The sequence below is a fragment of the Micromonospora sp. NPDC050695 genome (assembly GCF_040654415.1).
Classification (GTDB): domain Bacteria; phylum Actinomycetota; class Actinomycetes; order Mycobacteriales; family Micromonosporaceae; genus Micromonospora.
Genome location: NZ_JBFAHZ010000014.1, coordinates 101,292 through 126,539 on the forward strand (window position 1 = coordinate 101,292; position 25,248 = coordinate 126,539).

Annotated in this window: 31 protein-coding genes, 2 tRNA genes and 1 pseudogene; 20 read left to right on the forward strand and 14 right to left on the reverse strand. The window is 69.6% G+C overall.

The genetic code is table 11. The annotated features are described in order from the left end of the window. The first annotated feature begins 30 nt into the window (after nucleotides 1-30). The 8 genes from AB0H52_RS14100 to AB0H52_RS14135 all read left to right on the forward strand — a co-directional run bounded on the left by AB0H52_RS14100 (nucleotide 31) and on the right by AB0H52_RS14135 (nucleotide 4,199). Complete coding sequence (locus tag AB0H52_RS14100; RefSeq protein WP_357947770.1) at nucleotides 31-1,053, forward strand: hypothetical protein; 1,023 nt, start codon at nucleotides 31-33, stop codon at nucleotides 1,051-1,053. A 78-nt stretch (nucleotides 1,054-1,131) separates the two neighbouring features. Further along, nucleotides 1,132-1,368 (forward strand): hypothetical protein, encoded by a 237-nt coding sequence (locus AB0H52_RS14105; RefSeq protein WP_357947663.1) that lies wholly within the window; start codon nucleotides 1,132-1,134, stop codon nucleotides 1,366-1,368. A 102-nt stretch (nucleotides 1,369-1,470) separates the two neighbouring features. After that, nucleotides 1,471-2,085 (forward strand): YozE family protein, encoded by a 615-nt coding sequence (locus AB0H52_RS14110; RefSeq protein ID WP_357947666.1) that lies wholly within the window; start codon nucleotides 1,471-1,473, stop codon nucleotides 2,083-2,085. A gap of 48 nt (nucleotides 2,086-2,133) precedes the next feature. After that, nucleotides 2,134-2,661 (forward strand): hypothetical protein, encoded by a 528-nt coding sequence (locus AB0H52_RS14115; RefSeq protein WP_357947669.1) that lies wholly within the window; start codon nucleotides 2,134-2,136, stop codon nucleotides 2,659-2,661. A gap of 64 nt (nucleotides 2,662-2,725) precedes the next feature. Beyond that, a complete protein-coding gene (locus AB0H52_RS14120; protein ID WP_357947672.1) occupies nucleotides 2,726-2,932 on the forward strand; it encodes a hypothetical protein in 207 nt (68 codons plus the stop codon). A 144-nt stretch (nucleotides 2,933-3,076) separates the two neighbouring features. Further along, complete coding sequence (locus AB0H52_RS14125; RefSeq protein ID WP_357947675.1) at nucleotides 3,077-3,298, forward strand: type II toxin-antitoxin system HicA family toxin; 222 nt, start codon at nucleotides 3,077-3,079, stop codon at nucleotides 3,296-3,298. Next, nucleotides 3,295-3,807: a hypothetical protein gene (locus AB0H52_RS14130; RefSeq protein WP_357947678.1), complete on the forward strand. Its 513-nt coding sequence runs from the start codon at nucleotides 3,295-3,297 to the stop codon at nucleotides 3,805-3,807. The genes AB0H52_RS14125 and AB0H52_RS14130 overlap by 4 nt, the downstream gene beginning before the upstream one ends. After that, on the forward strand, nucleotides 3,804-4,199 hold the full coding sequence (locus tag AB0H52_RS14135) for a hypothetical protein (RefSeq protein WP_357947681.1): 396 nt from the start codon (nucleotides 3,804-3,806) through the stop codon (nucleotides 4,197-4,199). Before AB0H52_RS14130 ends, AB0H52_RS14135 begins: the two co-directional genes overlap by 4 nt. 71 nt (nucleotides 4,200-4,270) lie before the next feature. Here the strand turns inward: AB0H52_RS14135 and AB0H52_RS14140 are convergent, their stop codons facing one another. Genes AB0H52_RS14140 through AB0H52_RS14155 form a run of 4 tightly spaced genes read right to left on the reverse strand, consistent with a single transcriptional unit; the run spans nucleotide 4,271 to nucleotide 6,150 of the window. Next, nucleotides 4,271-4,771: a hypothetical protein gene (locus AB0H52_RS14140; protein ID WP_357947684.1), complete on the reverse strand. Its 501-nt coding sequence runs from the start codon at nucleotides 4,769-4,771 to the stop codon at nucleotides 4,271-4,273. 17 nt (nucleotides 4,772-4,788) lie between these two features. Further along, entirely contained in the window at nucleotides 4,789-5,214 is a 426-nt protein-coding gene (locus tag AB0H52_RS14145) for a hypothetical protein (protein ID WP_357947687.1), read from the reverse strand. Nucleotides 5,215-5,254: 40 nt separating this feature from the next. Beyond that, nucleotides 5,255-5,803, reverse strand: a complete 549-nt coding sequence (locus tag AB0H52_RS14150) for an excalibur calcium-binding domain-containing protein (protein ID WP_357947690.1) — start codon at nucleotides 5,801-5,803, stop codon at nucleotides 5,255-5,257. A gap of 59 nt (nucleotides 5,804-5,862) precedes the next feature. Further along, complete coding sequence (locus AB0H52_RS14155) at nucleotides 5,863-6,150, reverse strand: hypothetical protein (RefSeq protein WP_357947693.1); 288 nt, start codon at nucleotides 6,148-6,150, stop codon at nucleotides 5,863-5,865. 111 nt (nucleotides 6,151-6,261) lie between these two features. On the opposite strand from AB0H52_RS14155, the gene AB0H52_RS14160 reads away from it, so the two are divergent. From AB0H52_RS14160 to AB0H52_RS14210, 11 genes are all read left to right on the forward strand, one after another. Next, nucleotides 6,262-6,444, forward strand: a complete 183-nt coding sequence (locus tag AB0H52_RS14160) for a hypothetical protein (protein WP_357947696.1) — start codon at nucleotides 6,262-6,264, stop codon at nucleotides 6,442-6,444. A 3-nt stretch (nucleotides 6,445-6,447) separates the two neighbouring features. Then, complete coding sequence (locus AB0H52_RS14165) at nucleotides 6,448-6,690, forward strand: hypothetical protein (protein ID WP_357947699.1); 243 nt, start codon at nucleotides 6,448-6,450, stop codon at nucleotides 6,688-6,690. Nucleotides 6,691-6,692: 2 nt separating this feature from the next. Further along, nucleotides 6,693-6,914 (forward strand): hypothetical protein, encoded by a 222-nt coding sequence (locus tag AB0H52_RS14170; protein WP_357947702.1) that lies wholly within the window; start codon nucleotides 6,693-6,695, stop codon nucleotides 6,912-6,914. Then, the gene (locus AB0H52_RS14175; RefSeq protein WP_357947705.1) at nucleotides 6,914-7,156 is read left to right on the forward strand and encodes a hypothetical protein; all 243 of its coding nucleotides are present in this window, start codon (nucleotides 6,914-6,916) and stop codon (nucleotides 7,154-7,156) included. Before AB0H52_RS14170 ends, AB0H52_RS14175 begins: the two co-directional genes overlap by 1 nt. A 16-nt stretch (nucleotides 7,157-7,172) precedes the next feature. After that, nucleotides 7,173-7,364 (forward strand): hypothetical protein, encoded by a 192-nt coding sequence (locus AB0H52_RS14180; protein ID WP_357947708.1) that lies wholly within the window; start codon nucleotides 7,173-7,175, stop codon nucleotides 7,362-7,364. Nucleotides 7,365-7,386: 22 nt separating this feature from the next. Beyond that, nucleotides 7,387-7,569 (forward strand): hypothetical protein, encoded by a 183-nt coding sequence (locus AB0H52_RS14185; RefSeq protein ID WP_357947711.1) that lies wholly within the window; start codon nucleotides 7,387-7,389, stop codon nucleotides 7,567-7,569. Nucleotides 7,570-7,805: 236 nt separating this feature from the next. After that, nucleotides 7,806-8,153 carry a hypothetical protein gene (locus tag AB0H52_RS14190; RefSeq protein ID WP_357947714.1) on the forward strand — a complete coding sequence of 116 codons (348 nt, stop codon included), beginning with the start codon at nucleotides 7,806-7,808 and terminating at the stop codon, nucleotides 8,151-8,153. Nucleotides 8,154-8,431: 278 nt separating this feature from the next. Continuing rightward, nucleotides 8,432-8,683 carry a hypothetical protein gene (locus tag AB0H52_RS14195; RefSeq protein WP_357947717.1) on the forward strand — a complete coding sequence of 84 codons (252 nt, stop codon included), beginning with the start codon at nucleotides 8,432-8,434 and terminating at the stop codon, nucleotides 8,681-8,683. 349 nt (nucleotides 8,684-9,032) lie between these two features. Further along, nucleotides 9,033-9,464 carry a winged helix-turn-helix domain-containing protein gene (locus AB0H52_RS14200; RefSeq protein WP_357947720.1) on the forward strand — a complete coding sequence of 144 codons (432 nt, stop codon included), beginning with the start codon at nucleotides 9,033-9,035 and terminating at the stop codon, nucleotides 9,462-9,464. Nucleotides 9,465-9,780: 316 nt separating this feature from the next. Beyond that, entirely contained in the window at nucleotides 9,781-10,578 is a 798-nt protein-coding gene (locus AB0H52_RS14205; RefSeq protein WP_357947723.1) for a hypothetical protein, read from the forward strand. A gap of 156 nt (nucleotides 10,579-10,734) precedes the next feature. Then, on the forward strand, nucleotides 10,735-11,238 hold the full coding sequence (locus AB0H52_RS14210) for a hypothetical protein (protein ID WP_357947726.1): 504 nt from the start codon (nucleotides 10,735-10,737) through the stop codon (nucleotides 11,236-11,238). Nucleotides 11,239-11,357: 119 nt separating this feature from the next. On the opposite strand, the gene AB0H52_RS14215 is transcribed toward AB0H52_RS14210, so the two are convergent. The 6 genes and pseudogenes from AB0H52_RS14215 to AB0H52_RS14240 all read right to left on the reverse strand — a co-directional run bounded on the left by AB0H52_RS14215 (nucleotide 11,358) and on the right by AB0H52_RS14240 (nucleotide 17,558). Beyond that, nucleotides 11,358-11,434 (reverse strand) — tRNA-Ile (locus AB0H52_RS14215). 66 nt (nucleotides 11,435-11,500) lie between these two features. After that, complete coding sequence (locus tag AB0H52_RS14220) at nucleotides 11,501-13,180, reverse strand: insulinase family protein (RefSeq protein ID WP_357947729.1); 1,680 nt, start codon at nucleotides 13,178-13,180, stop codon at nucleotides 11,501-11,503. Further along, complete coding sequence (locus AB0H52_RS14225; RefSeq protein WP_151489677.1) at nucleotides 13,177-14,124, reverse strand: hypothetical protein; 948 nt, start codon at nucleotides 14,122-14,124, stop codon at nucleotides 13,177-13,179. Before AB0H52_RS14225 ends, AB0H52_RS14220 begins: the two co-directional genes overlap by 4 nt. 55 nt (nucleotides 14,125-14,179) lie before the next feature. Next, nucleotides 14,180-15,213: pseudogene (locus AB0H52_RS14230) on the reverse strand (FAD-dependent oxidoreductase). Beyond that, entirely contained in the window at nucleotides 15,203-17,326 is a 2,124-nt protein-coding gene (locus AB0H52_RS14235) for an MMPL family transporter (RefSeq protein ID WP_357947732.1), read from the reverse strand. Before AB0H52_RS14235 ends, AB0H52_RS14230 begins: the two are co-directional and overlap by 11 nt. Nucleotides 17,327-17,485: 159 nt before the next feature. Beyond that, nucleotides 17,486-17,558, reverse strand: a tRNA-Asn gene (locus AB0H52_RS14240). A gap of 261 nt (nucleotides 17,559-17,819) precedes the next feature. Between AB0H52_RS14240 and AB0H52_RS14245 the strand changes: the two genes are divergently transcribed. Then, on the forward strand, nucleotides 17,820-18,224 hold the full coding sequence (locus AB0H52_RS14245) for a hypothetical protein (protein ID WP_151489675.1): 405 nt from the start codon (nucleotides 17,820-17,822) through the stop codon (nucleotides 18,222-18,224). Nucleotides 18,225-18,333: 109 nt separating this feature from the next. Here the strand turns inward: AB0H52_RS14245 and AB0H52_RS14250 are convergent, their stop codons facing one another. The 4 genes from AB0H52_RS14250 to AB0H52_RS14265 form a co-directional block, all read right to left on the reverse strand. Then, nucleotides 18,334-19,341, reverse strand: coding sequence for a sugar phosphate isomerase/epimerase family protein (locus AB0H52_RS14250; RefSeq protein ID WP_151489674.1), 1,008 nt, complete (start codon nucleotides 19,339-19,341; stop codon nucleotides 18,334-18,336). Nucleotides 19,342-19,559: 218 nt separating this feature from the next. Beyond that, complete coding sequence (locus tag AB0H52_RS14255; RefSeq protein WP_192580248.1) at nucleotides 19,560-20,090, reverse strand: ATP-binding protein; 531 nt, start codon at nucleotides 20,088-20,090, stop codon at nucleotides 19,560-19,562. 183 nt (nucleotides 20,091-20,273) lie between these two features. Further along, nucleotides 20,274-22,385 (reverse strand): ThuA domain-containing protein, encoded by a 2,112-nt coding sequence (locus tag AB0H52_RS14260; RefSeq protein WP_151489672.1) that lies wholly within the window; start codon nucleotides 22,383-22,385, stop codon nucleotides 20,274-20,276. Continuing rightward, nucleotides 22,382-25,237: a PQQ-dependent sugar dehydrogenase gene (locus tag AB0H52_RS14265; protein WP_357947737.1), complete on the reverse strand. Its 2,856-nt coding sequence runs from the start codon at nucleotides 25,235-25,237 to the stop codon at nucleotides 22,382-22,384. Before AB0H52_RS14265 ends, AB0H52_RS14260 begins: the two co-directional genes overlap by 4 nt. Nucleotides 25,238-25,248 lie beyond the last annotated feature (11 nt).

The window sequence follows — 25,248 nt, forward strand, 5'->3', positions numbered from 1 at the left end:
CGGGCTCTCTGCGACGAAGGGGACAGCGACATGCGGCGACGGACGCTGATGGCCGGGGCGCTCACCGGTGTCGTGTTGGCCCAATCTGGGTCGACGGCCGGATCGGCGGCTGTGAGCGGCCTTGACCGGCTGCTGTTCGAGCCCGCCGGACCTGATGCCGCACCCGTCACGGTGAGTGCCCTGCGGACGGCGGTCGCGAAGGCGGACGCCGACTTCCAGGCAGTCCGCTACCAACAACTCGCACACCGCCTACCGCAGTTGGTGCGCACCGCCGAGGCGACCCGCGACGCGGCGGCGTCACCCGGGGCGACCGGCGCGGTGGCAACGCTACTGGCGACCGTGTACACGCTGGCCACCCGCCTTGCGGTGAAATTGCACGAGCAGGGTCTTGCCTGGTCGATGGCCGACCGGGCGGTGCAGGCGGCGCGGGCATGCGACGACCCCCGCACCCTGGCGGTGGCGCACCGCACTGCGGCGGTGGTGCTGCGCCGTTCAGACCACCACGACCAGGCCCAGCAGATCGTCATCGGCGCGGCCACCAACCTTCGGGACGCCACCCGGCTGGCGGACGCACACGACGTGTCGCTGTACGCGTCGATGCTCGCCACGGCCGCATACGCTGCCGCCCGCGCCGACCGCCGTGACGACGCGTGGACCCTCGCCGGGGAGGCGGGTGACGCGCTGGCATCCCGGCAACCGTCCGGGTTCGGGGCCAACGACCTGGAGCTGTACCGGTCGGGTATCGCGCGGGCTCTCGGAGACTACGGTGCGGCCGTTGAACACGCCCGGCGAGTGCGGATCGACCTGCTGCCCACACCGGAACGGCGGGCCCGCTACTGGGAAGACGCCGCCTTGGCGTGGATGGGTCGTGGCCGTCCCGCTGAGGCGTGGATCGCGTTGCGGGAGGCGGAGACGGCAGCGCCGCAGGAGGTGCTGTACCGGCCGTGGGCGCAGCACCTGACGGCGACTCTGCTCGCCACCGAACGGGAGGCCACATTGCCGGGCATCCGCCCCTTTGCCGCCCGAATCCAGGCCGCCGGTCTCCCGACGTAGCCGAGTCGCTGACCTCTCCGGGTGGTGTCCACCGCCTACCGTGTTCCCGAACATCCCCCGATGTGAGGAGCACCCACGATGGCCAGCACCCGTGACGCCAGCAAACCCATCCAGACCGGCATCGGCTGGGGAGGTGCCCTCGCCGTCATCGTCGTCGGCTTGAGCCCCGCCCTGTTCGACGCCGCATGGGCGATCCCCCTCACCGCGGCGGCAACCGCGGCGGCGGTCGGTGTGTGGCGGGCGGTGCAGATCCTCGGCTTGACCCTCAATCATCTGCACTGGCGGGACGTTGAGGTGCCCGCCGCCGACGACTGACCGGCGGGCGGCGCGTGATCCCCGGCGCGGATGCTTCCTCCACTAAGAGCCGATTTGACATGCTCCACCTGTCCCCGAGCCGACCCCCGGTAGGAGCAGCCAATGAGCCCGCGCATCATCACCGCCGACGATCTCGCCCAGGTGCTCGACGCCCACCCCACGCTGAACACGAACGGCTACGACCACCCCGGATTCGGGCCGTCCGACGACTGGGCGGCGTCCCGGCGTCAGCTCGCGAACAGGCTGGATGAGGTGCAGGCCGCCTACGACTGGATCACCACGCTGCGGCGGTGCCGCATCACCCGTGACACGGCCACCAGTTACGGGTTGAAGCATGAAGGGGAGCAGGCCGGTATCGGCTATGTGACGAACGGGGCGTTCATCGCCGCCGCGTACCTCGCCGGGGTGACCGTCAAGGCGAAGCGGGGTGAGGCGAACCCGCAGATCGGTGTCACCACCGCCCCGTACCGGCCGAAGCCCGCCAAGGGTAGCTTCGCGGCGTGGCTGGGCGAGCAGACCGACGCCCGGCACCCAATCGGGGATTTGGCCCGGGACGCCGCCGACGACGACACCTGGCCGACAAGCGGCGACTACCCGACGTACGTCAACTACCTGAACGGCCTTCACGCCGCGCCGGTGGTCTTGGAAACGCTGCGTGAGGCGTGGACCGAATATGCGGGCGCCGACCCGGGCGACCCGTACGGCGACGAAGACTGACCCTGCCCGCCGATAGCCGCCGGTCGGTGCCGCGGCGAGGATCACCGGATGAACGCTGACGCTTTGGATCGCCGCCTCAGGCGGATCATGGCGAAGGTGGAAACCGGCAAACCCACCACCGCCGAAGATGTGCAACTCGCCGCAGTGGTGTGGGCGGTCGGCGACCAACCTGATGAGGCAGCCGCCGGTCACACCACCGGCGCCGACCTGCGGCTAGCTGCGGTGGTCCGCGCGAACCCTGCCGGCGGGGACGCGGCGGCCCAGACGGTGTGCGACGCGGCCCACGCGTGGCGTGCTGACACTCGCCTGGACCGGGTGCCCGCGCCGGGCCCGTCGCGCAGGCTGCTCGCCGCGACCGTCGACCATCACAGCCGGTCGTGGTGGCAGCGCAACCGGTTCCGGGTTGCGGGGGCGCTCGGGTTCGTGGGCGCGGTCGCCGTTGGCGCTGAGGCGTTGATGGTGATTGAGGGTATGGGTCCGCCGGTGGCGCATGGCGTCCTGCTTCTCGTGGCGGCGGCTTGCTTGGGCGCCTTCGTGGTGGTCACGCAGGTTGCGGTCCGTGCGATCGGCCGTTGACCGGTTACGGCGGAACAGCGATCAGAAATAGACAAAACCCTCACTGTGACCGCACAATTACAGGATGGGGACGAAGACGCGCACCGATGGCTTCACCTACGCCGTGCCGTACCACGTGTGGGCGACCCGCCGCGCCGGCACCATCCTGGCCGCGAAGCAGTCCGCCCGTCGTAAGCGTGCGCGGGTCGACGGCGACCCGATCGTGACCGTGGTTTTGGAGTGGCCGCAGGATGAGCCGGACGACGGCACCCTTCCGTTGGAGCACTGCTGAGCGTCGCCAGAGCCCGACCCGCCGTTGACTCTTCACTGAGCCCGCCATGCTCAGCGGACTGGTTGACCTGGGCATGACCGCACCTCACCCAATGGGTGTCAAGCTGCTTGACAGTTGTCTAGCGGCTTGACTAGCCTGTACGGTATGAGGGCACGGGAAGTCAACCAGCGGATCGAAAAGCTAGGCGGCAAAGAAACCCGCCAACGCGGATCACACCGACGGTACGAGGCATCAACCACCCGCAACGGGGAAACCGTGACCGCCCGCACCACCGTCGCCCAACACACCGGCGACATTCCCAACGGCACCCTACGAGCCATCGAGAAAGACATGGAACCCGTCTTCGGAGAGGGCTGGCTGCGATGAACGAACACGCGTACCGGGTCATTGTCACCCGCGAAGACGGCGCATGGCTCGCCGACGTGCCCGAACTCGAAGGCACCCACACCTACGCCCGCAACCTTCCCGGCCTAGACCAGGCGGTCCGCGAAGCCATCGCCCTCAGCGAGGATCTTCCCGACGGTGCCGAACCCACCCTGCGACTGGCCTACGAGTACCACACCGGCGACCCGCAGCTCGATGAAGCCGCCGCCCAACTGCGTGCGCTACGCGACCGCGTTCGTATCGACGAGCAGCGGGTAGCGCAGCAGACGGTGCAACTGGCTAAGGAGATGGTTTCTCTCCACTCCATGTCGGTGCGCGACGCAGCAGCCCTCATCGGTGTGAAGCCGCAGCGCATTTCTCAGGTGGCCCCCCGCAAGGCTGTGCCGCGGGTCGGTACTCGTAAGAGTGTCCGGGCTGCCTCCGGTCAGTGGTCAATGGCGACGAACTCGACCAAGACGGGGGCCGAGCAGGACGCGAGGCGCACAGGATGATCGTCCGCGAGTTTGAGGGCTGGCTTGCAGGTGTGCTGGCCACCCAGCCGTGGGCCGGTCAGGTCACCCGCTGGTCAACGGGTTCCGGTCCGAAGCCTGTCGGGTTGACGTTGGCCGGGCGGATGCACCTGCAACTGGTGGGCGGCGACCAGAAAGCGGCACCGCTCGACCTGAACGATGCGGGCGCATTGCCGCAGGTGGCGGCGTCCCCCACGGATCCGGTCAGCTGGGCTGAGGCAATCACCCGCACCGTCACCGAGGCGGGTTTGCCGCGCGTGAAGTCGGCTGAGACGTACGCCGAGTGGGGTGGCAGCACGAAACCCGGCGGCATGCGGGTCGTGTTCGTCGACGGTTCGGAGCTGTTCGCGTCGATCCTCACCGCAACCAGGTAGCGGCGACCGTCGTTTGAGCAAGCAGAGCCCCGGACGTACAGACTCGACCGTCCGGGGCTCTGTCGCGCCAGCTACCTGCGCAAAGCCTTTTGGACCGTTGAGCCATCGATATCAAGCTCGAGCGTGCGTGGGCCTCGCAGGATCATCGACAGCAGCTCCGGGATCAGACTCTCCCGCTGCTGAACGGACATGTCCGCGACGGCTCGTCGGCCAGCTTTCAAGCCTCCCGTACGCAGCGCCTCCACTGGCTCCCCTGCCCCGACCGCGCCCAACGCGATGTTCTCGACGATGGCACCCGGTGGTAGTCCGATGACTGCCGCGCAGGCAAGCAGGTGTGTGGTCAGGATGTCGTCGGCGGCGAGTTCACGGATGTGCTGCCGTACGCAGTCCGTACCCCACATCCAGGCCGCGACCATTCGCCAGGTCGGGGTGGTGTTCACGTCGTAAATGCTCCCGACCGGCCGCCGCTTGGTGGCCCCGTAGTCCATCGAGTCGACGCCTCTGCCTAGCCGTGGGAGCGGAAAGGGGTGGATCTTGTCGCAGTCCATCCCCGTTACAGCCTGCTCGGTCATGTAACTTCCCCTTCGCGTTAGTCCGTCTGCGGGCCGAAAATCTCATCTACGAACAGCTCTGCCGGAAGATCGGACAACGCCCGGACTCGCACCTTGCGACCGTCGAGCCCGCTAAGCCGCATCCGCAGGTCGAACATGTGGGTCATCTGCTGGAGGATCGCGAGCGGGTCAACGTCATGGACAAGGAACTCGGTTACTTCGATCTCAGCGTCATCGTCGGACTTCACTTTCTCCCACACGTCGCGGGGCGTGGCAACAACCCGCAGGTCGTACTCGTGTTCACCGCCGCCGATGCTGAACCCCACCACCTGCCACTGGTCGCTGTCGAGCCCAACTGTTCGCGCCAGCCCTTCCCATGGGATCGTCAGGCGCTCGTCTAGCTGCGCTGTGCCCTTCCAGTCGGGGTAGGTGACGTCCGCGTCGCCCCAAATTTCTCCGTCCACACCTTCTCCGTTCTCGATCCACCTGGATGTCTATGCGACCCTATTCGCAGCCGACGCCGTCGCCGTCCCGGTCCAGCTTCCGCGAGTAGCCGGGGTCACCTTTGCGGATCGGGGCTGCGCCGGCAGCCCGCACCGCCGTGCAGTTGGCGTAGGACACGTTGCCGTCCGGGGCTGGTCCGGTGTCGCCGTTGCCGCCGTCCGTCTCGCAGGCTTCCCCGTCACCGTCGCGGTCCAGCTCGGCACGGAAGCCAGGCTCGCCCGGGTAGAGGGGGTCGGCGCCGGCAGCCCGTACGGCGTCGCAGTTTTTGTAGTAGGGCGCTTTGGGTTGACTGCTGGTGCGTGTCGGCTTCGGCGCCGGCTTGCGGGGCGCGGTCGTGGTGGGTTTCGCTGCCGCCTCGGTCTGGTCGGCTGCCGGGCTGGCGGTGACGATGTCGGCGAGCTGGTCGACGCGCACCGACGGGGACGGTTTCGGGTTGGCGGCCTGGTCGTTGCCGCCGATGGCGTTGCCGATGCCGGACCCGCAGCAGCACAGGCCGAACAGCACGGCGACCCCGAGGCCGATTTTCTGCTTGGTGTTGAGTTTGCTCACCTGACACATGGTGGTGAGTTGGGTTCGGCTTGGGCACCCGCCGACCGGATGTCGCGGTGTCAGGTAGGCGACTGGTCCCGCTCGAAGGGTTCCACGCCCGCCGCCCGAAGGATCTGCCGCACACGCTCCGGCCCGTACCCGGTCAGCTCGCAGATCACCTTCGGCGCACGTCCTGCCTTCGCAGCCGCGACGATCTCGGCCCGCGCCGGTTCCCGCAGTGCGTCCAGCTCAACCGCGAGAGCGGCCCGCTTGTGGTCGGCGCGACGGACGGCTTTGACTGCCGCGTCGTGGCGCTGTTTCACGTCTTTGAGGCGTGCGCCAATGTCGGCGAGCGGATCGTCTGCCATGGCGCAATCATGCCATGCCTGTTGGGTCCAAACGGTGGCTGGTTTTTGCGCCATCCGAACTGGCCGCTCTATCGCTTGCGTGAACCCCAAACGGTGAGTAGCTTTTGGGGCATGGAGCGGCAGCGTAAGTACAGGATCGGTGATCGCGTTTACCACCGCACCCGGCGCGAGTGGGGCGTTTACGGCGGCGTCACCTCCGACCCCGGCGTGGCCTTCGTGACGTTCGAAAGCGAGCCGGAGGCGTTGAAGGTGTCCAAGCATCTTCTGGACAGCGCCGCGCCGGCCAAGGACTGACTGATGCCCCGCCAGCCTTTCGCCCATCAGGACGCCTCCGGCATGGCTGGCGCTGGCCTCGGCATCTTCGTCAACGGCGGGTTCGTCGAGCGCGTGAACGCGAGAACCGACCCGTACGGCTACGACGCCATCGCCCGCATCTTGGAGCGCGCCCCGCAGCCCGTCTCGGCGGAGGCGCTGATCGTGTGCATCAACCACCAGACGACGCCGGCCGTCGACTGCCTCATCTGCGACCCGGAGGACTGACCATGCGAACCCACATCCCCACCACCGCTAGCGACCTCCGCAACGGCGACCTGCTACGGATCGGATCGAGCACCAACTACGTGCTCATCTACGACGCCCAGCCAGCCGACGACAAGATCGCCGTCACGATCTACAGCGGCACGGTTCCGAACTCGAACGGCGCGACCCTGCGATTCGAGCCCACGGCGCAGGTCGACCTGTCGATGCGGAACGCGCGCCCGTGATGACGTCCGCCACGCTCACGATCGACCACTTCCGGACCACCCTCACCCTGTCCGACGGGCAACCCGGCCCGGGTGTGCGGTTGAACGTCCTCGGTGAAGGCGACTGGGAAACCGACTTCGTCTCCTACTTTCGGGCCGCCGCCGACCGGCTGATCACCACACACGGCTATGTGCGCGCCGACGAATGGTCTTACAACGCCAGCCGGGACATGCACACCGCCGCCATTAAACCCGCCAACTGACCGAACGGAGCACCACATGACGATCGAGGAATACGCCGTCCAGCTGGTCGCCGACGGCGCGGAGTCCTACGCCGAAGACGACACGAACGAGAACGAGGACATCGCCGACGAGGATCTGCGGCCCGCCATCAAGCTGGCGGTGAAGATCGCCCACGCGATCCGCGCCAACCCGCAGGCCGTTCTCGCCTTGGTCGACACCACCGCCTGACTCTCACCGCAAGGAGCAGCCCATGCCCAAGTTCGCGATCAACGATCGGGTGCAGATGCCCGGTGTCCCGTTCACCGTCACCGTGCTGGAGATCGGCCAAGACGATGAGGTGGGCGAGGTGTTCAAGTTCCTGGATCCGGGCGGTCAGGGTGAGGACTGGATGCCCACCGCCGAGTTCGAGAAGGTTCGCGCCGACCTGAACTGAGCGGCGTACCGCCGGGCCGGAACCCGTGTCCGACGCGAGCGGCAGCCGCTCAGACCCCCGCCAAAGACAAGGAGCACCCTATGGACGTCCGCGTTAGCGGCCTCGACCATGTCACCCTCGACGCCATCGGAGCGTGGGCGGTCGTCATGCGCCGGCAGCACTCGGACGCAGATCGAAGCCCGCATGCGCGACCGGCTTGCTGGCCGTCAACCCGCCAGCACCGCGAAGGAGGCCCGATGACCACCCTGACCGTCGTCGAGCGGTACGGCCGCCACCTGGCCATCACCGCCGCAACCACCCCCGGCTATTACACCATCACCCACCTGCCCACGGGTCGTTCGTTGACCGGGCGTATCGCCTGCCTGGCCTGCTGCCGGCACGCCGCCGAAGACATCACCTCGTACCGGCGGGTGCCGTGGTCGACGTTGACGGCGGCGAACAGTCACGACTGGTTTGCGTCGCGTCTGCCGGCCGAGCTGCGCGACAAGTTCGTCACCGTGTACGCGTTCATGGGTGACCAGTGTTGGGCGAACTGCCCGAAGGTTGTTGCCGCAGGCGAGCGCGTTGAGGTGCCCGCATGTTGACCCCGGGGATGAAGTCGTGACGATCTCTGAATCCACCGGCATCCACCCCAGCCCGCCGAGCCTCGCCGACGACATCACCCTGCCGAGTAATCCGCACGTCCCCTACTTCTGCCCCACCTCCGGCGAAACCGAGTGCTGCCCTGAGCACTCGGGGTGGGACGTGTGCTGCGACCGCCCTGACCTTCACCGACCCGTCCGAAGCAACCACCAGCACCCCGGATAGCTCCCATTAAACGGCTAGATCCAGAGACAAGACGATCACCAAAGGAGAGATCGAGATGACCGCCACGGCCCGCAAGGCGATCCGACTGTCGCCGCCGATGCTCGAACTGCTGACCGACATCGCGATCAAGCCGCAGATGTACATCACCCGGGGATCCCGGTGGAGCCGCACCGCTGGCGCGCTGATCGACAGAGGGCTCGCCGTCATCCCACGTGGCAACTACGGCGGTCCCCAGTACGCGCTGCGGATCACCGACGAGGGCCGCGCCGAGGCTGCCCGCCGTGGCATCGCCGAGGTCCAGCCGTGACCACCGTCGCCGTGCGGCACGAGCTGGGCGACCACCTCGCCCAGCTCACCGCCGCCTACCACCGGGATGCGCCTGCGCCGACTGAGACACGTTGCCGGAAGGGCCGCCGTCGTGTCGTGCCGTTCGACTGCAAGCAGGGCGCCGGGCATGGCGGTAGGTGCTCACCCTTCACTGTCGCCTTCCCTCTGCGATAGCCGACACTCCCGGCGTGTCGCACCCGCCGTCTAGCCTGAACCCTGCCCGGCCCGCACCCCTCCCCCGTGGGGTACGGGCCGGGCCCATTCCGATTCCAACTTGTCTGTACATGACCGGTCGATGCCCGTCTCGGCGGTAGACACACAATCGCGGCGTGGCCCGACCAGCACCGTCGATCAGCTCCGAAGAGCTGGCTGCGATGCTGCGCGACCAAATCCTGTCTGGGCAGCTCAAACCGGGTGCGCGCATCCCCTCCGACCGTTGGCTGCGCGAAACCCACGGCGTGTCCCGTGGCCTCGTCCGCCTGGCGAAAGCGGTGCTCCGCTCGGAAGGGCTCGTTGTCACACGCCAAGGCAAAACTAGCCGGGTGCGCCCCCTGCACGACAAGAGTCCTATCGATCTCACCGGAGTGGTGAAGATCGAAGTACGCATGCCCACCGCCCCGGAGCGTGCGCGGCTGGGCGCAGTGCTGCCAGACGGCTTTGACGAAGGCGTTCCGGTGTGGGTGGTGTGGAAGTTGGGCGCGGTGAAGCCGGAGCTGCTGCCGGGTGATCGTTGGATGCTGCCGGGGCGGGCGCACGCGTAACCGCACGTTAACGAGAATCCCGCCGGGTGGGATATGCGTGGGCGGAACCTTTTCACCATGAGCATGTCTGTACATGTGGGCGTTGCGCGCTGCGTCGGGTCAGGCAGTATCGACTACTCAAAGCAGCAACATCGACTACTCAACGACGCTGCCCAACCGTCCCATGACCCCCAAACGAGGGTCAACCGAACGGGCCAGGCTTAAAGGATCTTTAAGGCAACGGGCGCACCCGGTCACCGGATAGTTACCACCGCAACAATCTTGAGAACGTGAACCACACGTACGGGTGCTACCGGATCCCTGGGGAGGAACCGCGATGCCACAACCCACGCAGCAGAGTCGCAGGCGAACACGCCGCCTACTGCTGCTCACCGGACTAGGCATCGGTGCCGGCATCGGCCTCGCCCTCACCGCCAGCAGCCCCGCGCACGCCGACAACCAGCCCCACACCGACACCCTCGGCGGCGTCACCCAACACACCAGCAGCATCCTCGGCGACCAGCCCGTTCGTGACCTCACCGGCCGGCTACGCGACGCCACCGCCACCGCCGTCACCCACACCACCGACACAGTGGACGACGCCACCCGGCCGATACCTGTAGCAGGCCACGCCGTCGACAACATCACCAACACCACCGACATGCTTGTCGACGCCATCCGGCCTGCCACGAAACCCGCCGACACACCCACCATCGCCGACACACCCACCACCGGCCACGCCGGGCAGCAGCCCCCGGCCGGCACCCAGACGGCGTCCGAGCCGGCACCACCAGGTCCCCCCACACCAGACGGTGCCAGCTCGGGCGCACCCAGCCACACCGCCCCGCAACACCCGGACGTGCGCCGCCCCACCGGCGACCACCACGGTGACAGCCGGACCGTCCACCACCGCCACCAAACCAGCGGCATCCCGGCGATCCCCCCGACGCGGACGTACCTCAACCCGGGCAGCGACAACGCCAACCAGCATCTTGTTGGCAGCCTGCGCACCCCCGACCACAGCGGCGCCACCAACCGCCCGACCGGGCCGCCACGTTGGCAGCAACCCCACACGAGGCATCACAACGGCCGCTACGACGGGCGCACCCAGCCGCCATCCCCGCCGCCCGGATAGGCCGACGCGCCACACCCCGGCAGCCCGTACACCCTCACCGTGCACGGTCTGCGACCGCCGCGACGCCACCGGTCGGCCCCGTGGCGGGGAGACGCGCCCACAATTCCGCGCAGTCTCCGATCGCACTCCCCTGCAACCCGATCGGAGCACCACCCCATGCACAGCAACTTTTACTCGGACAGCGTCGACACCCAGGATCTGCGTCGCGCCGAAGACGAACACGCCGACGTTCGGCGGATTATCCGGCAACGACAGAAGGCGACACCACCGCCCATATACCGAATCCTCACCATCACCACCGGATCGGCCACCCTCGCACTGTGGGCGATCATCTACGCCGACTCGGTTAACGCCCCGGACGCCCCCATCGGCCGCGCCTACGGATCGTTCCTGGCGTTCGCGGGGGCTTGCGCCCTCGCCGCCGTTGTCACACTGCTGTCGTGGCTGCGGGAACGCGACGCCAGCCGACACCAAGCCGAAGCGGACCGGATCCGCGAATTCCAGCACACCCGGCAGGTGAAGGCACTCAAGGATGCGATCGGCGTGTTCTTGCGTGACGGCGACGAGGCTGCCCGGCAGGTGATGGCGCATACGCAAAACTTCATCGACAGCACCGGCACGGACGGCAGTAACGTGCATCGGTTCCGAAGCCGCGGCTGAGCCTGAACCAGCGTGATCGCGGGGCACGTCCGACGGGCGTGCCCCGCCTTTTTGACCTACGGTGCACCCGGCGTGCACCCAGCGAGTCAAACGGGAGATCTCCGGATGCACGTTTTGGCTGGTGGGGCGGGCGGGACTCGAACCCGCGACCGAGGGATTATGAGTCCCCTGCTCTAACCGGCTGAGCTACCGCCCCTGACACCGCGCCAGATCTTAACCCGCCCGGTGGATCACGGGCCAGCAGCGATCCGGCCCCACCTCATCACTGCCGTCGTCGCTTCAGCAGCACGATGGGCAACGCGAGGATAATAGTGAGCACCCACCCGACCGCGATGACGCCCCAGAACCACGCTTCGTCCGGGTCGCTCTCTTCGGCGGCGAGTGTGCCGATGGTCAGCACCAGGCAGAGGCCGCCCATCAGCAGGGTGCCCAGCCCGCTGAGCACCATGACCGGGATCTCCCACCAGGAACGTCTGGCGGAGCCGGCCTCGCGGGCGATCGGCTTCGGCTGGGGGATCTGGTCCGGTGTGCGGGCCGGCATGGTGACGTGCCGGTCGGCGGGCACCCGTGCGTCGATGCTCTGGATTGTCGCCGGCGGCACCTCGAGCATGGTCGGTTCGATGTGCAGCACGATGGCGTCCGCGCCGATGAGCTGTCGCGCGCCGTCGGGCCAGGTGAGCATGGCGGAGCAGTCGGCGTAGCGGACGGTCAGCGGCCCCTCCGCCCGCAGGTAGGTCACCCCGTCCGCGCCGATGCGGATCCCGCCGGCGCCCTCCTTCGCGCGGTACGTCGTGCCGTCGACGGTGTCGGTGGAGTGGGTGGGTGCGGCGACGAAGCCGGCCCAGGCGGCGGTGTGGCCGCCCGGCACCATCAGCAGCGCCGACGCCGTCACCTCCTCGGCCACCTCGTGCAGGTCGGCGAGGTTGACGGCCTTCAACTCGGCCCGGTAATCGTCGATGGTGAGGTTCGGCTGCCCGGTCAGCACGTTGAGGGCGTACGACGGCAGCCGCGCGGCGTCCACCTCCGCGGTGCCGAGGAGGTCCTCCCGCTTGGCGATGGTGGCGTCGAGGTCCGCCTGTTCGATCCGCCCGACGCGCATCTTGGCGAGGACGTCGATGAAGCCGCCGAGTACGGCGTCCTGCTTCTCCGCCAGCGCGTCGGCGAGGGCCCGCAGGGTGGCGTACCCGTCACCGCGCGGCTCGTACGCGGTGGTGGTCGTGTACGACAGGCCGGCGTCCTGGCGCAGCGACCGGTACAGCTCGCGCTTCAGCACCCCGGCGAAGATGTTCGCGGCGGTGCTGCGTCGTACCACCGAGTCGAGTACCACGGCGCGGGCGCCGCTGACGAAGTACGCGGGCGTCTGCGGCAGCGCCGACGAGGCCACCGGCATCGGCTGCCGCACCCCGCCGGGCAGCGGGAGCCGCAGGCCGGCGGGCACCCGGTCACCGGTGATCCAGAGCACGGCGTTCTCCCGGGTGAACCACCGGGCGGTCCACTCGCGCAGGTCGTCGACGGTGAGCGCGCCGAGCCCCCACTCCGGGTAGCTGCTCAACCCGAAGTCCCGGGCACCGTGCCGCCACAGCGGGATCTCGGCGGCGGCGCCCCGACTGCTCCATTCGGTGCGCAGGATCTCCTTCTCGACGTCCAGCCTCGCCGCCGGCAGGTCGGAGAGGTGCGCGCAGACGGCGGTGAGGAACGCCGCGATGTCCGTCTCGGAGCCCTGGGTGTGGAACATGGTGAAGGTGGGGGCGGTCATGCCGTTGACGTGGTAGTCGGCCAGCCCGAGCGGTGCCAGCGCGAGGTGTTCGATGAGGTGGGTGATGCCGGCGCGTCCGAGGGTCTCGTCGGCGGTGCCGACCCGGAAGGTCAGCCCGGCGTGCATCGGCCCGCCGGTGGGGGCGAGCAGCGTGGGCACCCCGTCCACGTCCAGGTGCTGGATCATGACTGGCCACCCTTCGCGTACGCCTTCGCGCGGTACTTCGTGAAGCCTTCAGCCCCGTCGACGTAGGTCCACGGGTACTCGGTGCCGAGGTTGCCGAGGGCGGTGAACTGGCTCGCGGCCGCGGTCCACTGTTCGGTGAGGCTGAACATCAGCGCGAACGTCGAACGGACCCACACCCAGTCGCCCCGGTCGACGTGGTCCGGGTGCAGCACGGATCGCTGCCCGGCCTGCATGATCTCGTCGACGACGGGGGTGCTGCGCAGGTACGCCGCGCGTTCCCGCTCGGTGTCGACGTCGAGCCAGCGTTCCAGGTGGGCCTCGGCGATCAGTGCGGCGTTGGGTGCCCCGGCGGGCGCGGCCTGGGCGCACTCGCGGGCGAAGCCGAACATCCGGTCCCAGTCGCCGCTCCACTTCGGGCAGAGCTGTTGCAGCAGGCTCGCCTGCGCGGGCAGGTGGTGGGGGTGATGTCGGGCCAGCCGGTCGTAGCGGCGACGGGCCTCGTTCTGCCCCAGCTCCAGACCTCGGGCGAGGGTGATCCGCTGGGTCCAGGCGGCCGGGTCGTCCTCGTGTCGGGCGGTGACGTCGATGAGCACCTGCTCGGCGCGACGCAGGTACTCGTGGAACTGGCCGAACTGCGAACGGCTCACGTACTGGGCGCGGGCGGCGCTGCGGATCCGCCAGCCGGTGCGGATGAGGCAGTTGCCGAGCAGCGTGCCGGTGAGGGCGTCGGTCGGGTCGTCGTCGTACGCCCGCCGCAGGAACGGCTCGGTCCCGTCCTGGTCGCCGGCGGCCCCGACCAGCAGCGTCCGGGTGGCGGGGTCGCGGTCGGCGAACACCGCCCGGACGGCGGGCCAGTCGGCGGCGTCGAGCGCCTTACGCAGGTCGTTGACCTCGGGGTACGCGACACCTGCGTCGAAGGAGAGGGCCGGGAAGTGGGCGGGCATGGCGGGGATCATAGGTGATCAACTTCGGCGGCGGTGTCCTGTTTCGAGTCGGGGCTCAGCCCGCGCGCAGCTCCTCCAGCACCGCCCCGGCGGCCCGCCAGCCGCTGGCGAGAGCGCCCTGGATCGATGGGCTGTCGCGGTGGTCACCGGCCACGAACAACCCCTCCCCCATCGCGACCGGCTTACGCAGCCGCCCCTGCGGTGGTGGCGCGGCGGGCAGCGCGTTCGGCACGGCGACGGTGGTGAGGTGGGTCCAGTCGGCTGTGGACCGCCCGTACAGCCGGGTCAACTCGGCCCGTACGGTCGGCTCGGGTGGGGCCGTCGGGCCGACCACCGACGTCGCGACGAGGTGCCGTCCGGCGGGCGCGTAGGTTCTGGCGGCGTTGCTGAGCACCACCGTGTTCGCCACGATCTCCCGCCGGTCGCCGTCGACGAGCAGGATCGGCTCGGCGAGCGGCGGCTCCGGTGCGCTGTGGTAGTAGGTGGTGTAGCTGTGCATGCGTACCGTCGTCAGGGCCGGCAGCAGCGCGGACGCGGCGGGCGGATCGACGGCGACCACGACGGCCCGGCAGCGGATGTCGCCGGCCTGGGTGCGGACCCGGCCGGGCGCGACCTCGGCGACCGGGATGTCCAGGTCGAGCAGATCGGCCGGCAGCGGGTCGGCCACGGCCCGGGGCAGCGCGGCCATCCCCTCGGCGGGCAGACCGATGCGGCCGCGGGCGAAGGAGCGCAACACCATCGCGAGGACGTGACTGGAAGGGCGGTGCGTGGCCCGCCGGTCGGCTCGCGCAGCGGGTTGACCAGTCGCAGCAGGTCGTCGCCCCTGCGGACGAGCACGCCGGAGGTGAAGTAGCCGAGGTTGAGCCGGTCGGTGTCGAGCAGCGTGCCGAGCCGGGGGTAGGCGGTGTTGAGCACCTGGAAGCCCCGGTCGATCAGGTAGCCGTCGACGACGTCGGTGGCGACCCGCCCGCCGAGCCGGCCGCCGGCCTCCAGCAGCCGCCAGGGCACGCCGGCACGGTGCAGCCGGCGCGCGGCGGCGAGGCCGGCCAGGCCGCCGCCGACGATGACCACGTCGGTCTCAGCCAGCATCGCGCGCCTCCCGCTCACCGTTCGCCCGGGACAACCGGCCCGGCCACCAGACCTTCGGCCCGATGTCGTACGCGAGTGCCGGCACCAGCAGCGACCGGACGATGATCGTGTCGATCAGTACCCCGATGGCGACCGCCGTACCCAACTCGACCAGGATCACCAGGGGCAGCACGGCGAGGGCGGAGAAGGTCGCGGCGAGCACGATGCCGGCGGAGGTGATCACCCCGCCGGTGACGGCGAGGCCGGCCAGCACACCGGCGCGGGTGCCCCGCTTGACCGACTCCTCGCGGACCCGGCTCATCAGGAAGATGTTGTAGTCGATGCCGAGCGCGACCAGGAAGACGAACGCGAACAGCGGGAACGACGAGTCCACGCCGGGGAAGCCGAAGACGTGCCGGAACAGCAGCGCGCAGAGGCCGAGGGTCGCCGCGAAGCTGAGCAGCACGGTGGCGATCAGCAGCACCGGGGCGAGCAGGGCACGCAGCAGCAGCGCCAGGATGACGGCGATGACCACCAGCACGATCGGGATGATGACGTTCTGGTCGCGCTTCGCGGCGTCGGAGGTGTCCACGTCGATCGCGGTGAAGCCGCCGACCACGGCGTCCGCGCCGGGCACCTGGTGGACGGCGACCCGCAGCTCGCGGATGGTCCGTTCGGCGCCGTCGCTGTCCGGCGGGTCGGCCAGGGTCGCCTGGAGTTGCACCCGCCCGTCGACGACCTTCGGTGCGGCGTTCTCCTGCGGCGGGCCGGTCTGCGCGCCGGCGGTCAGCGGACGGACGTCGGCGACGCCGGGCACGCCCTGCGCCACCTGGGCGACCTGCCGGGCGGTCTGTTCGGTGGTGAAGATGGTGGCCGGGCTGCCGGTGCCGGCCGGGTAGTGCCGGGCGATCACCTCCTGGCCGTCCACCGAGTCGGTGCGCTGCGTGAACAGGTCGGACTGGCCGAGCGTGGTGGCGCCGAGCTGGGTGAGGCCGAGCGTGAGGACGGCCAGCACGACGGCGGTGCTCAACCAGATCGGTCGGGCGTGCCGGGCCACGAAGCCGGCGACGCGGCTCCAGGTGCCGTGCTCGGCCCGCGGATCGGCCTGGTCGGCTCGGGGCCGTCGGGGCCAGAACGCCCACCGGCCGCCGATCACCAGCAGCGCGGGCAGGAAGGTGAGCATCACCAGCAGGGTGGCGGCGATGCCGATGGCGGCGACCGGGCCGAGCGCCCGGTTGGAGTTGAGGCTGGACAGCAGCAGGCAGAGCAGGCTGACGATGACCGTGCCGCCGGACGCGATGATGGCCGGCGCGGCGCCCCTCCAGGCGGTACGCATGGCGTCCCACGGCCGGTCGTGCCGGTGCAGTTCCTCCCGGTAGCGGGCGATGAGCAGCAGCGCGTAGTCGGTGCCGGCGCCGAAGACGAGCACGGTGAGGATGCCCTGGGCCTGCCCGTTGAGCTTGACCACGTCGGCGTCGGCGAGCAGGTAGACGAACACCGACGCGAGGGCGTACGACATGCCGGCGGCGAGCAGCGGGAAGATCCAGAGCACCGGGCTGCGGTAGACGATCAGCAGGATGATCAGCACGACGACCAGGGTGACCAGCAGCAGGGGCCCGTCGATGGCGGAGAAGACCTCGATGAGGTCGGCGAGCAGGCCGGCCGGGCCGGCGACGTCCACGGTGAGCCCGCCGCGGCCGTCGCCGGTGATGTCGCGCAACTGTTCGACGACCGCGCCGATCTCCTCACCCTCGGCGTCGTCCACCGGCACGACGATCTGGAGGGCCTGGCCGTCCTCGCTGGGGATGGGCGGGGGCAGCGGGGTGACCACGCCGGGGATCTGGGCGAACCGGGCGGCGTCGGCGCTCACCTGCTGCCGGTCGGCGTCGGTGATCCCCGAGCGCCGTTCGTAGACCACCAACGCCGGAACGGTCTCCCGGTCGACGAATCCGCCGGCGAGGTCCTGGGCACGGGTCGCCTCGGCGTCGGTGGGCAGGAAGGCGGCGTTGTCGTTGGTGGCGACCTCGCTGAGGCGTCCCGCGTACGGGCCGGCGACGCCGCCGATCACCAGCCAGGCCAGCACGACCGCCACCGCGATCAGCGTGGCCCGCCCAAAGCCCCCTCGTCCGGACATCCACACCACCCAGGAATCGACGCATCAATCGACGCAGCGGGAGTCTAAGTCGACATCGACCATCCTGCCGGGCGGGCTCGTCGAGGGAGGGCGAAACCGGAGGGCCACGTACGCGACAACGCCCGTCGGCGTGCTGCCGACGGGCGTTACGTGGAAGAGCTCCCCCGATTGGACTCGAACCAATAACCTGCCGGTTAACAGCCGGCTGCTCTGCCAATTGAGCTACAGGGGATCGTGCACCGCCCAGAATCCGGATCTCGCCGGCGCTGTGCGACGGGACAAGAGTACAGGACATCCCGGGGTGGTGGTCCAGTGGGTTCCTCCCCCGCCCCTGCATCGACAATTCGGGTAAATCGCCATCCCGGCACAAGCATGCTTGAGCGGAGAGCAGGATGGGTAGTTAGCTGCGGACAGAGGACGCAGGCGCGAATTGGTCGCTCCCGACGAGGCAACTCGCCGAGGCGACGGCGCGTCAGGTACGGAAGGAGCCGCCATGCGCGGAAAGATCATGTTTCTTGGCGGGCTGGCTGCGGGATTCGTCCTGGGCGCCCGTGCCGGCCGGGAAAAGTACGAAGAGCTCGTGGTCCGGGGCCGCAAGGTGCTCGACCACCCGACCGTCCAGGAGGCGGCCGGGGTCGCGCAGGCCCAGGCCAACAAGCTCTACAGCGAGGGCAAGGACAAGCTTGGCCAGACCAGGCTGGGCGAGAAGCTGGGCACCGGCAACGGCAGCACCGGCAAGCAGGAACTGACCGCCGCCGACGACGCGTTCGCCGGCACGCCCGCCACCGTGGGTGCCAAGGCGGGCAGCAGCCCGGTCGGCACGACCTCCGGGTCTCCGTCGGCCACCAACCCCCGCACCAAGCCGTCCGGCTCGGGCACCAACGCCAGCACGCTCTGATCCATCGCACGTAGACCCATCGCACGTAGACCCACCGCACGTAGACCCACCGCACGTCGACGGGCCGGTCGCCGAGAGGGCGACCGGCCCGTGGTCTGTCCGGGTGCGGTCAGTCCTTGCTGCTGAACGCCGCGTCGAAGGCCGCGCTCGGAGCGTCGAACGCGAGCCGCCGGACGAACTGCAACGCCTCCGGGGCACCGAGCAGACGGTCCATTCCGGCGTCCTCCCACTCGATCGAGATGGGGCCGGTGTAGCCGATCGCGTTCAACGCGCGGAAGCAGTCCTCCCAGGGGACGTCGCCGTGCCCGGTGGAGACGAAGTCCCAGCCGCGGCGCAGGTCCGCCCAGGGCAGGTGGGAGGCGAGCCGGCCACGCCGACCGTCCCCGGTGCGCACCTTCGCGTCCTTGCAGTCCACGTGGTAGATCCGGTCGGCGAAGTCGAAGATGAAGTTCACCGGGTCCAGTTCCTGCCAGACGAAATGCGACGGGTCCCAGTTCAGCCCGAACGCGGGCCGGTTGCCGATCGCCTCCAGCGCCCGCTTCGTCGTCCAGTAGTCGTACGCGATCTCGCTGGGGTGCACCTCGTGCGCGAACCGCACCCCCACCTCGTCGAACACGTCGAGGATCGGGTTCCACCGGTCGGCGAAGTCCTGGTAGCCACGCTCGATCATCGACGGCGGGACCGGCGGGAACATCGCCAGGGTGTGCCAGATCGACGAGCCGGTGAAGCCGACGACGGTCTTCACGCCGAGCTTCGCCGCCGCCCGCGCGGTGTCCTTGATCTCCTCGGCGGCCCGCTGGCGGACCCCCTCGGGCTCCCCGTCGCCCCAGATCCGGGCGGGCAGGATGTCCTGGTGCCGCTCGTCGATCGGGTGGTCGCAGACCGCCTGACCGACGAGGTGGTTGGAGATCGTGAAGACCTCAAGGTTGTGCTTCGCGAGCGTCTCCCGCTTGCGATCGACGTACGAGTCGTCGGCGAGCGCCTTGTCGACCTCGAAGTGGTCGCCCCAGCAGGCGATCTCCAGACCGTCGTAGCCCCACTCGGAGGCGAGCCGGCAGACCTCCTCGAACGGCAGGTCGGCCCACTGGCCGGTGAAGAGCGTGATGGGTCGCGCCATTGTCCTTCTCCCCTGTTGTGATGGGGATTCCATGTGCGGGACCAGGGCGAGGGTGACCGGTCGGACCGGTACGTGGCGTCCGGGCGGTCACCGGTGGGTGCGGAACACACCTGAGCCCGGCGGGTTGCGCCTCCCACCGGGTCACCGGCCACCGTCACGGTCGCCGCTCCCACCCTATTTCCGTCGCACCCCATCGCGGAAGCCCCACCGACGGATCGTCAGCCGGCCGCCTCTTCGGGCGCGGGCAGGACGGCCCGGACGGTGAAGCCGCCGCCGGGTCGCGGGCCGGCGGAGAAGGAGCCGCCGACCCGCTCGGCCCGCCGGCGTACGGCCAGCAGGCCCCTGCCGGCACGGGTCTGCCCGGTGGGCGCGGGTTGCGTCGGTGGGGCGCCCTCGTCGCGTACCTCGATGGTGATGCCCTCGACGTCGTAGCGCAGGCGGACCGCGACCGGCGCGCCCGGAGCGTGCCGGCGCGCGTTGGTGAGGGACTCTTCGATGATCCGGTACGCCGCGACGTCGACCGCGCCCGGCAGCGGCCGGGGCTGCCCGGCCAGGCTCCAGCGCACCGGCTGACCTGCGGCGAAGTCCTCCACCAGGGCGTCGAGGCGGTTCAGGCTGGGCTCCGGCCCGGTCGACGGGTCGGGCTCCTCGGCCGGGCGCAGCGCCGCGCGCAGCCGGTGCCCCTGCGCCCGCACCGTCCGGCGCCACCGCGCCCGCACCGTCCGGCGCCACCGCGCAAAACGCCCCATGCCGATCAAGGTACGGCAGCCAACTGTGCGTCGACCCGTGGCCTCGCGGAGACGGCGAAGGCGGGCCATGACGGGTGTGAGCGTGATGCCTGTGAGTCATCAATATGACCCACAGGCATCACGCTCATCGGTGCACCTGCCTCCCCAGCCTCACCGCGACTCGCGGCGAGCCGGCTCAGTCGGTCAGGGCAGGGTCCACTTCTGGTTGGCCGCGCCGTTGCAGGTCCAGAGGTGGACGATCGTGCTGTCCGCCGAGGTGTTGCCGGACACGTCCAGGCACTTGCCCGACGACGGGTTGCGCAGGCTGCCGTCGGACTGGGCCGCCCAGTTCTGCGCGCCCGTGCCGTTGCAGGTCCAGAGCTGGATCTTGGTGCCGTCGGCCGTGCCGCTGCCGGACACGTCCAGGCACTTGCCGAGCGCCTTGATCGTCGAGTTCGGCGTCACCGTCCAGGTCTGCGCCGTACTGCCGTTGCAGGTGTAGATCTGGATCTGGGTGCCGTCGGCGGTGGCACCGTTGCGGACGTCCAGGCACTTGCCCGCCAGCCCCTTGACCGGGCCGACCCCGGTGCCGCCACCGGTGCCCTTGACCAGGGTGAAGTCGTCCACGTCGAAGAGCCCTGTGCCGCTACCGGTGAAGGTGAGGTAGAGGTTCTGGGCGCCGGACGGAACGCCGGACAGGGCGGTGGTGACGTTGGCGAACGTGGTCCAGCTGCCGGTGTTGGGCACCGCGACCGAACCGAGCACCGGGCCCGTCGCCGAGCCGGTCCGCACCTGGATGGTGCCGCCCGCGCCGCCCGAGACGACCCGGGAGGTGAACGACGTGACGCCGGTCAGGTCCACCCCGTTGTACGCCGCCCAGTCACCCGGGTCGATGTAGCCGATGGTCTGCCCACCGTTGGCGCCCGCCTTGGTGAACGGGCTGACGCCGTTGGCCGAACTGAACGCCTCGGCCTGGACGGTGGTGTTGCCGGTCGGCGGTGGGGTGGTGCCCAGCTCCTTGATCCGGATGTTGCGGAACGAGGCGTCGTCACCGGTGCCGTGGTTCTGGATGCCGATGTGGCCGGCCAGCGACCGTACCGGATTGGTGTTGGTGAAGTCGTTGATCTTCACACCGTTGAGGAAGATCTGCAGCCGCTCCCCCTCGACCAGCAACTCGTACGTGTTCCACTCCCCCGGGGCGTTCAGCGCCGCGTCGCGGGCCGCGATGTCGGCGGACTTGAACGTGTAGACCGCTCCGGTGGTGCGGTCCACCGCGTCGGTGGCGTCGATCTGGATCTCGTAACCGTTGTCCACCGCCGACCACGGGTCACTCGACGGCGGGAACCCGATGAAGATGCCGGAGTTGTCGTCCCCGGCCAGCTTCCAGTCCAGCTTCAACGAGTAGTTGGTGAACTGCTTGGCGTTGTACCAGAACAGCCCCATGCCGCCCACCGAGGTGAGGGTGGCGTCGGAGTTGGTGAAGCTGCCCGGACCGGCCTGCGACCAACCGGCCGTCGACCCGTTGTAGAGCGGCGTGTAGCCGGTCTCCGGACGGCAGTCGGCCTTGCTCCGACCGGCCGCGTACCGGATGCCGCCGAGCAGGTGTGCCCGGAACGCCGGCTCGGCGTACGACGCCTGGGTGTGCCCGGCGCCGGTGTAGAAGGACCGGCCGCCGCTGTAGCCCTTGCACCAGCTCAGCGGGTGGTCGGCGCCCATGCCGCCACCGGAGTACGACGACTCGTCCAGGGTGGCCAGCACGTGGGCGGTGGACCGGGCGTTGGTCCGGTAGTTGTACCACTCGTCGGTGCGGGTCCAGGTCTGCGGCAGGTGCGCGGTCGCCGCGTGACCCCGATCCTCCACCTTCATGTTGGCCTGCTGGATGGCCGGGTGCGAGGCGAACCACGCGCCGACCAGGTTGCCGTAGAACGGCCAGTCGTACTCGGTGTCGGCGGCGGCGTGCACACCCACGTACCCGCGACCCGAGCCGATGTACGACTCGAAGGCGGTCTGCTGGCTGGCGTTGAGGACGTCGCCGGTGGTGTTGAGGAAGACCACCGCCTCGTACTGGGCGAGGTTGCCGGTGGTGAAGGCCGCGGCGTCCTCGGTGGCGGTGACGGTGAAGTTGTTCGCGGCGCCCAGATCACGGATGGTCTGGATGCCGACCGGGATCGCGTCGTGCCGGAAACCGGCGGTCTTGGAGAACACCAGCACGTCGTACGGGGCGTCGGCGGCGCTGGCCGGGGTGGCCGGGGTGGTGCAGGCGATCACGGCGAGGGCCGCCATGGCCGCGCCGAGGACGGGTCGCAGGATTCTCATGGCAGGGTCCACTTCTGGTTGGCAGCCGCGGTGCAGGTCCACAGGTGGACCACCGTGCTGTCGGCGGAGTTGTTGCCGGAGACGTCGAGGCACTTGCCGGACGACACGTTGCGCACCGTGCCGTCGGCCTGGGCGGCCCAGTTCTGCGCTCCGGTCCCGTTGCAGGTCCAGAGCTGGATCTTGGTGCCGTCGGCGGTGCCACCACCGGAGACGTCCAGGCACTTGCCCAACGACTTGATCGTCGAGTTCGGTGTGACCGCCCAGGTCTGCGCCGCGCTGCCGTTGCAGGTGTAGATCTGGATCTGCGTGCCGTCCGCCGTGGCGGCGTTGCGCACGTCCAGGCACTTGCCGCCCAGACCCTTGATCGCGCCGGCCCCGCCGGTGGGCGGTGTACCGGTGACGAGGGTGAAGGCGTCGATGTCGTAGAGCGCCCCGGTGCCCGTTCCGGCGAACGTCAGGTAGAGCGTGGTGGTGCCGGTCGGCGGGCTGGTGATCGCCCCGGTGACCGTGGTGAAGGTTTCCCAACCGCCGGTGACCGGGACCGTGGCCGAGCCGAGCACCGTGCCGGTGGCCGAGCCGGCCCGGACCTGGAGGGTGCCGCCGGCGCCCGCCGAGGAGACCCGGGCGGTGAACGAGGTCACGTTGCCCAGCCGGTACGGCTGGAACGCGATCCAGTCGCCGTTGTTGATGTCACCGACGGTCTTGCCGCCCTCGGCCGGGGTCTTGCTGAACACGTTGACGCCGGAGGAGGTGCCGAAGAACTCGGCCTGTCGGTGCCGCGGCGGCAGCGTGTGCTGGGTGTGCGTGGTCAGCCCACCGGCGTCGGTGTACTCCGCGTCGAAGATCGCGAAGATGTTCGCCGCGTCGTCGTGCTCACCGTCGACCGGGATGGTGATCGAGCCGGAGCAGCCGGTCTTCGAGGTGATCTGGTGCCCGTGCTGGTCGTGCCCGAGCACGTAGGTCATCTTGACCTTCGTGCAGTCGATCGTGCCGTCCTCCGGGTCGGTCACGGTGATGCTGTACGGCACCGTGTCGCCGAAGCTGAACAGCTGCCCGTTGCCGGGGTTGTTGATGGTCACCGTGGGCGCGGTGTTGCCGACGCTGATCTGCACGCTGCTGCTGCCGGTGGCGCCCTGCGGGTCGCGCACCGTGAGGGTGGCGGTGTAGGTGCCGTTGGCGGTGTACGTCTTCGTCGGGTTGGCCGCCGTCGAGGTGGTCCCGTCACCGAAGGCCCACGAGTACGTCAGCGCGCCACCCTCGGGGTCGGACGAGCCGGCCGAGGAGAAGGTCACCGCGAGCGGTGCGGCGCCGGAGGTCCGGTTGGCGCTGGCCGCGGCGGTGGGTGCCCGGTTGCCGCCACCGACGTAGTCGAAGCGGTAGAGCGCGGAGTTGGCGTCACCGTTGAAGTAGCCGGTGCCGTAGTCGAGCACGTAGTACGCGCCGTCCGGGCCGAACGCCGAGTCCATCACCTGCTTGCCGACCCATCCGAAGGTGTCGATGGTGCCCCGGGAACCGTCGGCGTTGACGTGGATCGGCTTGATCCAGCCACGGCCGAACTCGGTGGCGAAGAACTGCCCGTCGAAGGACTGCGGGAACTTCGTGGTGGAGGTCGACGAGGCGTTGTACCGGTAGACCGGGCCGCCCATCGGCGACTCGGAGCCGCCGCCGAACTCGGTCGGGGTGCCGGCGTCTCCGGCGTACCGGATCCAGGCCGGCTGGGCCGGCGGCAGAGTGGTCAGGCCGGTGTTGCGGAACGAGTTGTTGGTCGGCCCGCCGGTGCAGTTGTACTTCGCGCCGCTGGCGTTGGTGGCGAAGTCCCACTCGTTGTACGTCTCGGTGGTGGTGTTGGTGCCGGTGCAGTACGGCCAGCCGTAGTTGCCCGGTGCGGCGACCCGGTTGAACTCGACCTGCCCGGACGGCCCGCGGGTGGAGCTGGTGGAGCCGGCGTCCGGCCCGTAGTCACCGACGTAGACGACGCCGGTGGCCTTGTCGACGCTGATCCGGAACGGGTTGCGGAACCCCATCGCGTAGATCTCCGGCCGGGTCCTGGCCGTGCCGGGCGCGAACAGGTTGCCCGACGGGATGGAGTAGGTGCCGTTGGCGTTCACCTTGATCCGCAGGATCTTGCCGCGCAGGTCGTTGGTGTTGCCGGCGCTGCGCTGCGCGTCGTACCCCGGGTTGCGGTTGGTCCGCTCGTCCAGCGGCGAGTAGCCGGAGGACTCGAACGGGTTGGTGTCGTCGCCGGTGGACAGGTAGAGGTTGCCCGCGGCGTCGAAGTCGATGTCCCCGCCGACGTGGCAGCACAGGCCCCGGTTGGCCGGGACGTCGAGCACGTCGACCTTGCTGGACTGGTTGAGCGTGAAGTCGGCGTTGAGGGTGAACCGGGAGAGGCGGTTCACTCCGTCCCAGGCCGAGAAGTCGGTGCCGGTGGCCGGCGCGTCGCCGCCCGGGGTGGACAGCGGCGGGGCGTAGTAGAGGAAGATCTGCCGGTTGCTGGCGAAGTTCGGGGCGACCCCGACGCCCTGCAACCCCTCCTCGTCGTGGTTGTAGACCGACAGGGTGCCGATCACGGAGGTGGTGCCGCCCGCGTCGGTGCGGCGCAGGGTGCCGTTGCGGGCGGTGTGCAGGACGGAGCGGTCCGGCAGCACGGCCAGCGACATCGGCTCACCCATGTCGGCCACGCCGCGGGCGAGCTCGACCTGCTGGAAGTCGGTGGCGTTGATCGTGTGCGCCTGGGCCGGTGTCGAGCCGGCCACGAGTGCGACCGTGCCGGCCGCGACTGCGAGCAGCAGGGCCGATCCGGCGGAGAACCATCGTCGGGACCGGTGGTGGGGAACGTCCTTCATGGACATCTGTGCTGTCC

Coding starts and splice junctions, on each gene's coding strand:
- AB0H52_RS14100 (WP_357947770.1), top strand. CDS start 31: ATGCGGCGACGGACGCTGATGGCCGGGGCGCTCACCGGTGTCGTGTTG.
- AB0H52_RS14105 (WP_357947663.1), top strand. CDS start 1,132: ATGGCCAGCACCCGTGACGCCAGCAAACCCATCCAGACCGGCATCGGC.
- AB0H52_RS14110 (WP_357947666.1), top strand. CDS start 1,471: ATGAGCCCGCGCATCATCACCGCCGACGATCTCGCCCAGGTGCTCGAC.
- AB0H52_RS14115 (WP_357947669.1), top strand. CDS start 2,134: ATGAACGCTGACGCTTTGGATCGCCGCCTCAGGCGGATCATGGCGAAG.
- AB0H52_RS14120 (WP_357947672.1), top strand. CDS start 2,726: ATGGGGACGAAGACGCGCACCGATGGCTTCACCTACGCCGTGCCGTAC.
- AB0H52_RS14125 (WP_357947675.1), top strand. CDS start 3,077: ATGAGGGCACGGGAAGTCAACCAGCGGATCGAAAAGCTAGGCGGCAAA.
- AB0H52_RS14130 (WP_357947678.1), top strand. CDS start 3,295: ATGAACGAACACGCGTACCGGGTCATTGTCACCCGCGAAGACGGCGCA.
- AB0H52_RS14135 (WP_357947681.1), top strand. CDS start 3,804: ATGATCGTCCGCGAGTTTGAGGGCTGGCTTGCAGGTGTGCTGGCCACC.
- AB0H52_RS14140 (WP_357947684.1), bottom strand. CDS start 4,771: ATGACCGAGCAGGCTGTAACGGGGATGGACTGCGACAAGATCCACCCC.
- AB0H52_RS14155 (WP_357947693.1), bottom strand. CDS start 6,150: ATGGCAGACGATCCGCTCGCCGACATTGGCGCACGCCTCAAAGACGTG.
- AB0H52_RS14160 (WP_357947696.1), top strand. CDS start 6,262: ATGGAGCGGCAGCGTAAGTACAGGATCGGTGATCGCGTTTACCACCGC.
- AB0H52_RS14165 (WP_357947699.1), top strand. CDS start 6,448: ATGCCCCGCCAGCCTTTCGCCCATCAGGACGCCTCCGGCATGGCTGGC.
- AB0H52_RS14170 (WP_357947702.1), top strand. CDS start 6,693: ATGCGAACCCACATCCCCACCACCGCTAGCGACCTCCGCAACGGCGAC.
- AB0H52_RS14175 (WP_357947705.1), top strand. CDS start 6,914: ATGACGTCCGCCACGCTCACGATCGACCACTTCCGGACCACCCTCACC.
- AB0H52_RS14180 (WP_357947708.1), top strand. CDS start 7,173: ATGACGATCGAGGAATACGCCGTCCAGCTGGTCGCCGACGGCGCGGAG.
- AB0H52_RS14185 (WP_357947711.1), top strand. CDS start 7,387: ATGCCCAAGTTCGCGATCAACGATCGGGTGCAGATGCCCGGTGTCCCG.
- AB0H52_RS14190 (WP_357947714.1), top strand. CDS start 7,806: ATGACCACCCTGACCGTCGTCGAGCGGTACGGCCGCCACCTGGCCATC.
- AB0H52_RS14195 (WP_357947717.1), top strand. CDS start 8,432: ATGACCGCCACGGCCCGCAAGGCGATCCGACTGTCGCCGCCGATGCTC.
- AB0H52_RS14205 (WP_357947723.1), top strand. CDS start 9,781: ATGCCACAACCCACGCAGCAGAGTCGCAGGCGAACACGCCGCCTACTG.
- AB0H52_RS14210 (WP_357947726.1), top strand. CDS start 10,735: ATGCACAGCAACTTTTACTCGGACAGCGTCGACACCCAGGATCTGCGT.
- AB0H52_RS14220 (WP_357947729.1), bottom strand. CDS start 13,180: ATGATCCAGCACCTGGACGTGGACGGGGTGCCCACGCTGCTCGCCCCC.
- AB0H52_RS14225 (WP_151489677.1), bottom strand. CDS start 14,124: ATGCCCGCCCACTTCCCGGCCCTCTCCTTCGACGCAGGTGTCGCGTAC.
- AB0H52_RS14235 (WP_357947732.1), bottom strand. CDS start 17,326: ATGTCCGGACGAGGGGGCTTTGGGCGGGCCACGCTGATCGCGGTGGCG.
- AB0H52_RS14245 (WP_151489675.1), top strand. CDS start 17,820: ATGCGCGGAAAGATCATGTTTCTTGGCGGGCTGGCTGCGGGATTCGTC.
- AB0H52_RS14250 (WP_151489674.1), bottom strand. CDS start 19,341: ATGGCGCGACCCATCACGCTCTTCACCGGCCAGTGGGCCGACCTGCCG.
- AB0H52_RS14255 (WP_192580248.1), bottom strand. CDS start 20,090: ATGGGGCGTTTTGCGCGGTGGCGCCGGACGGTGCGGGCGCGGTGGCGC.
- AB0H52_RS14260 (WP_151489672.1), bottom strand. CDS start 22,385: ATGAGAATCCTGCGACCCGTCCTCGGCGCGGCCATGGCGGCCCTCGCC.
- AB0H52_RS14265 (WP_357947737.1), bottom strand. CDS start 25,237: ATGTCCATGAAGGACGTTCCCCACCACCGGTCCCGACGATGGTTCTCC.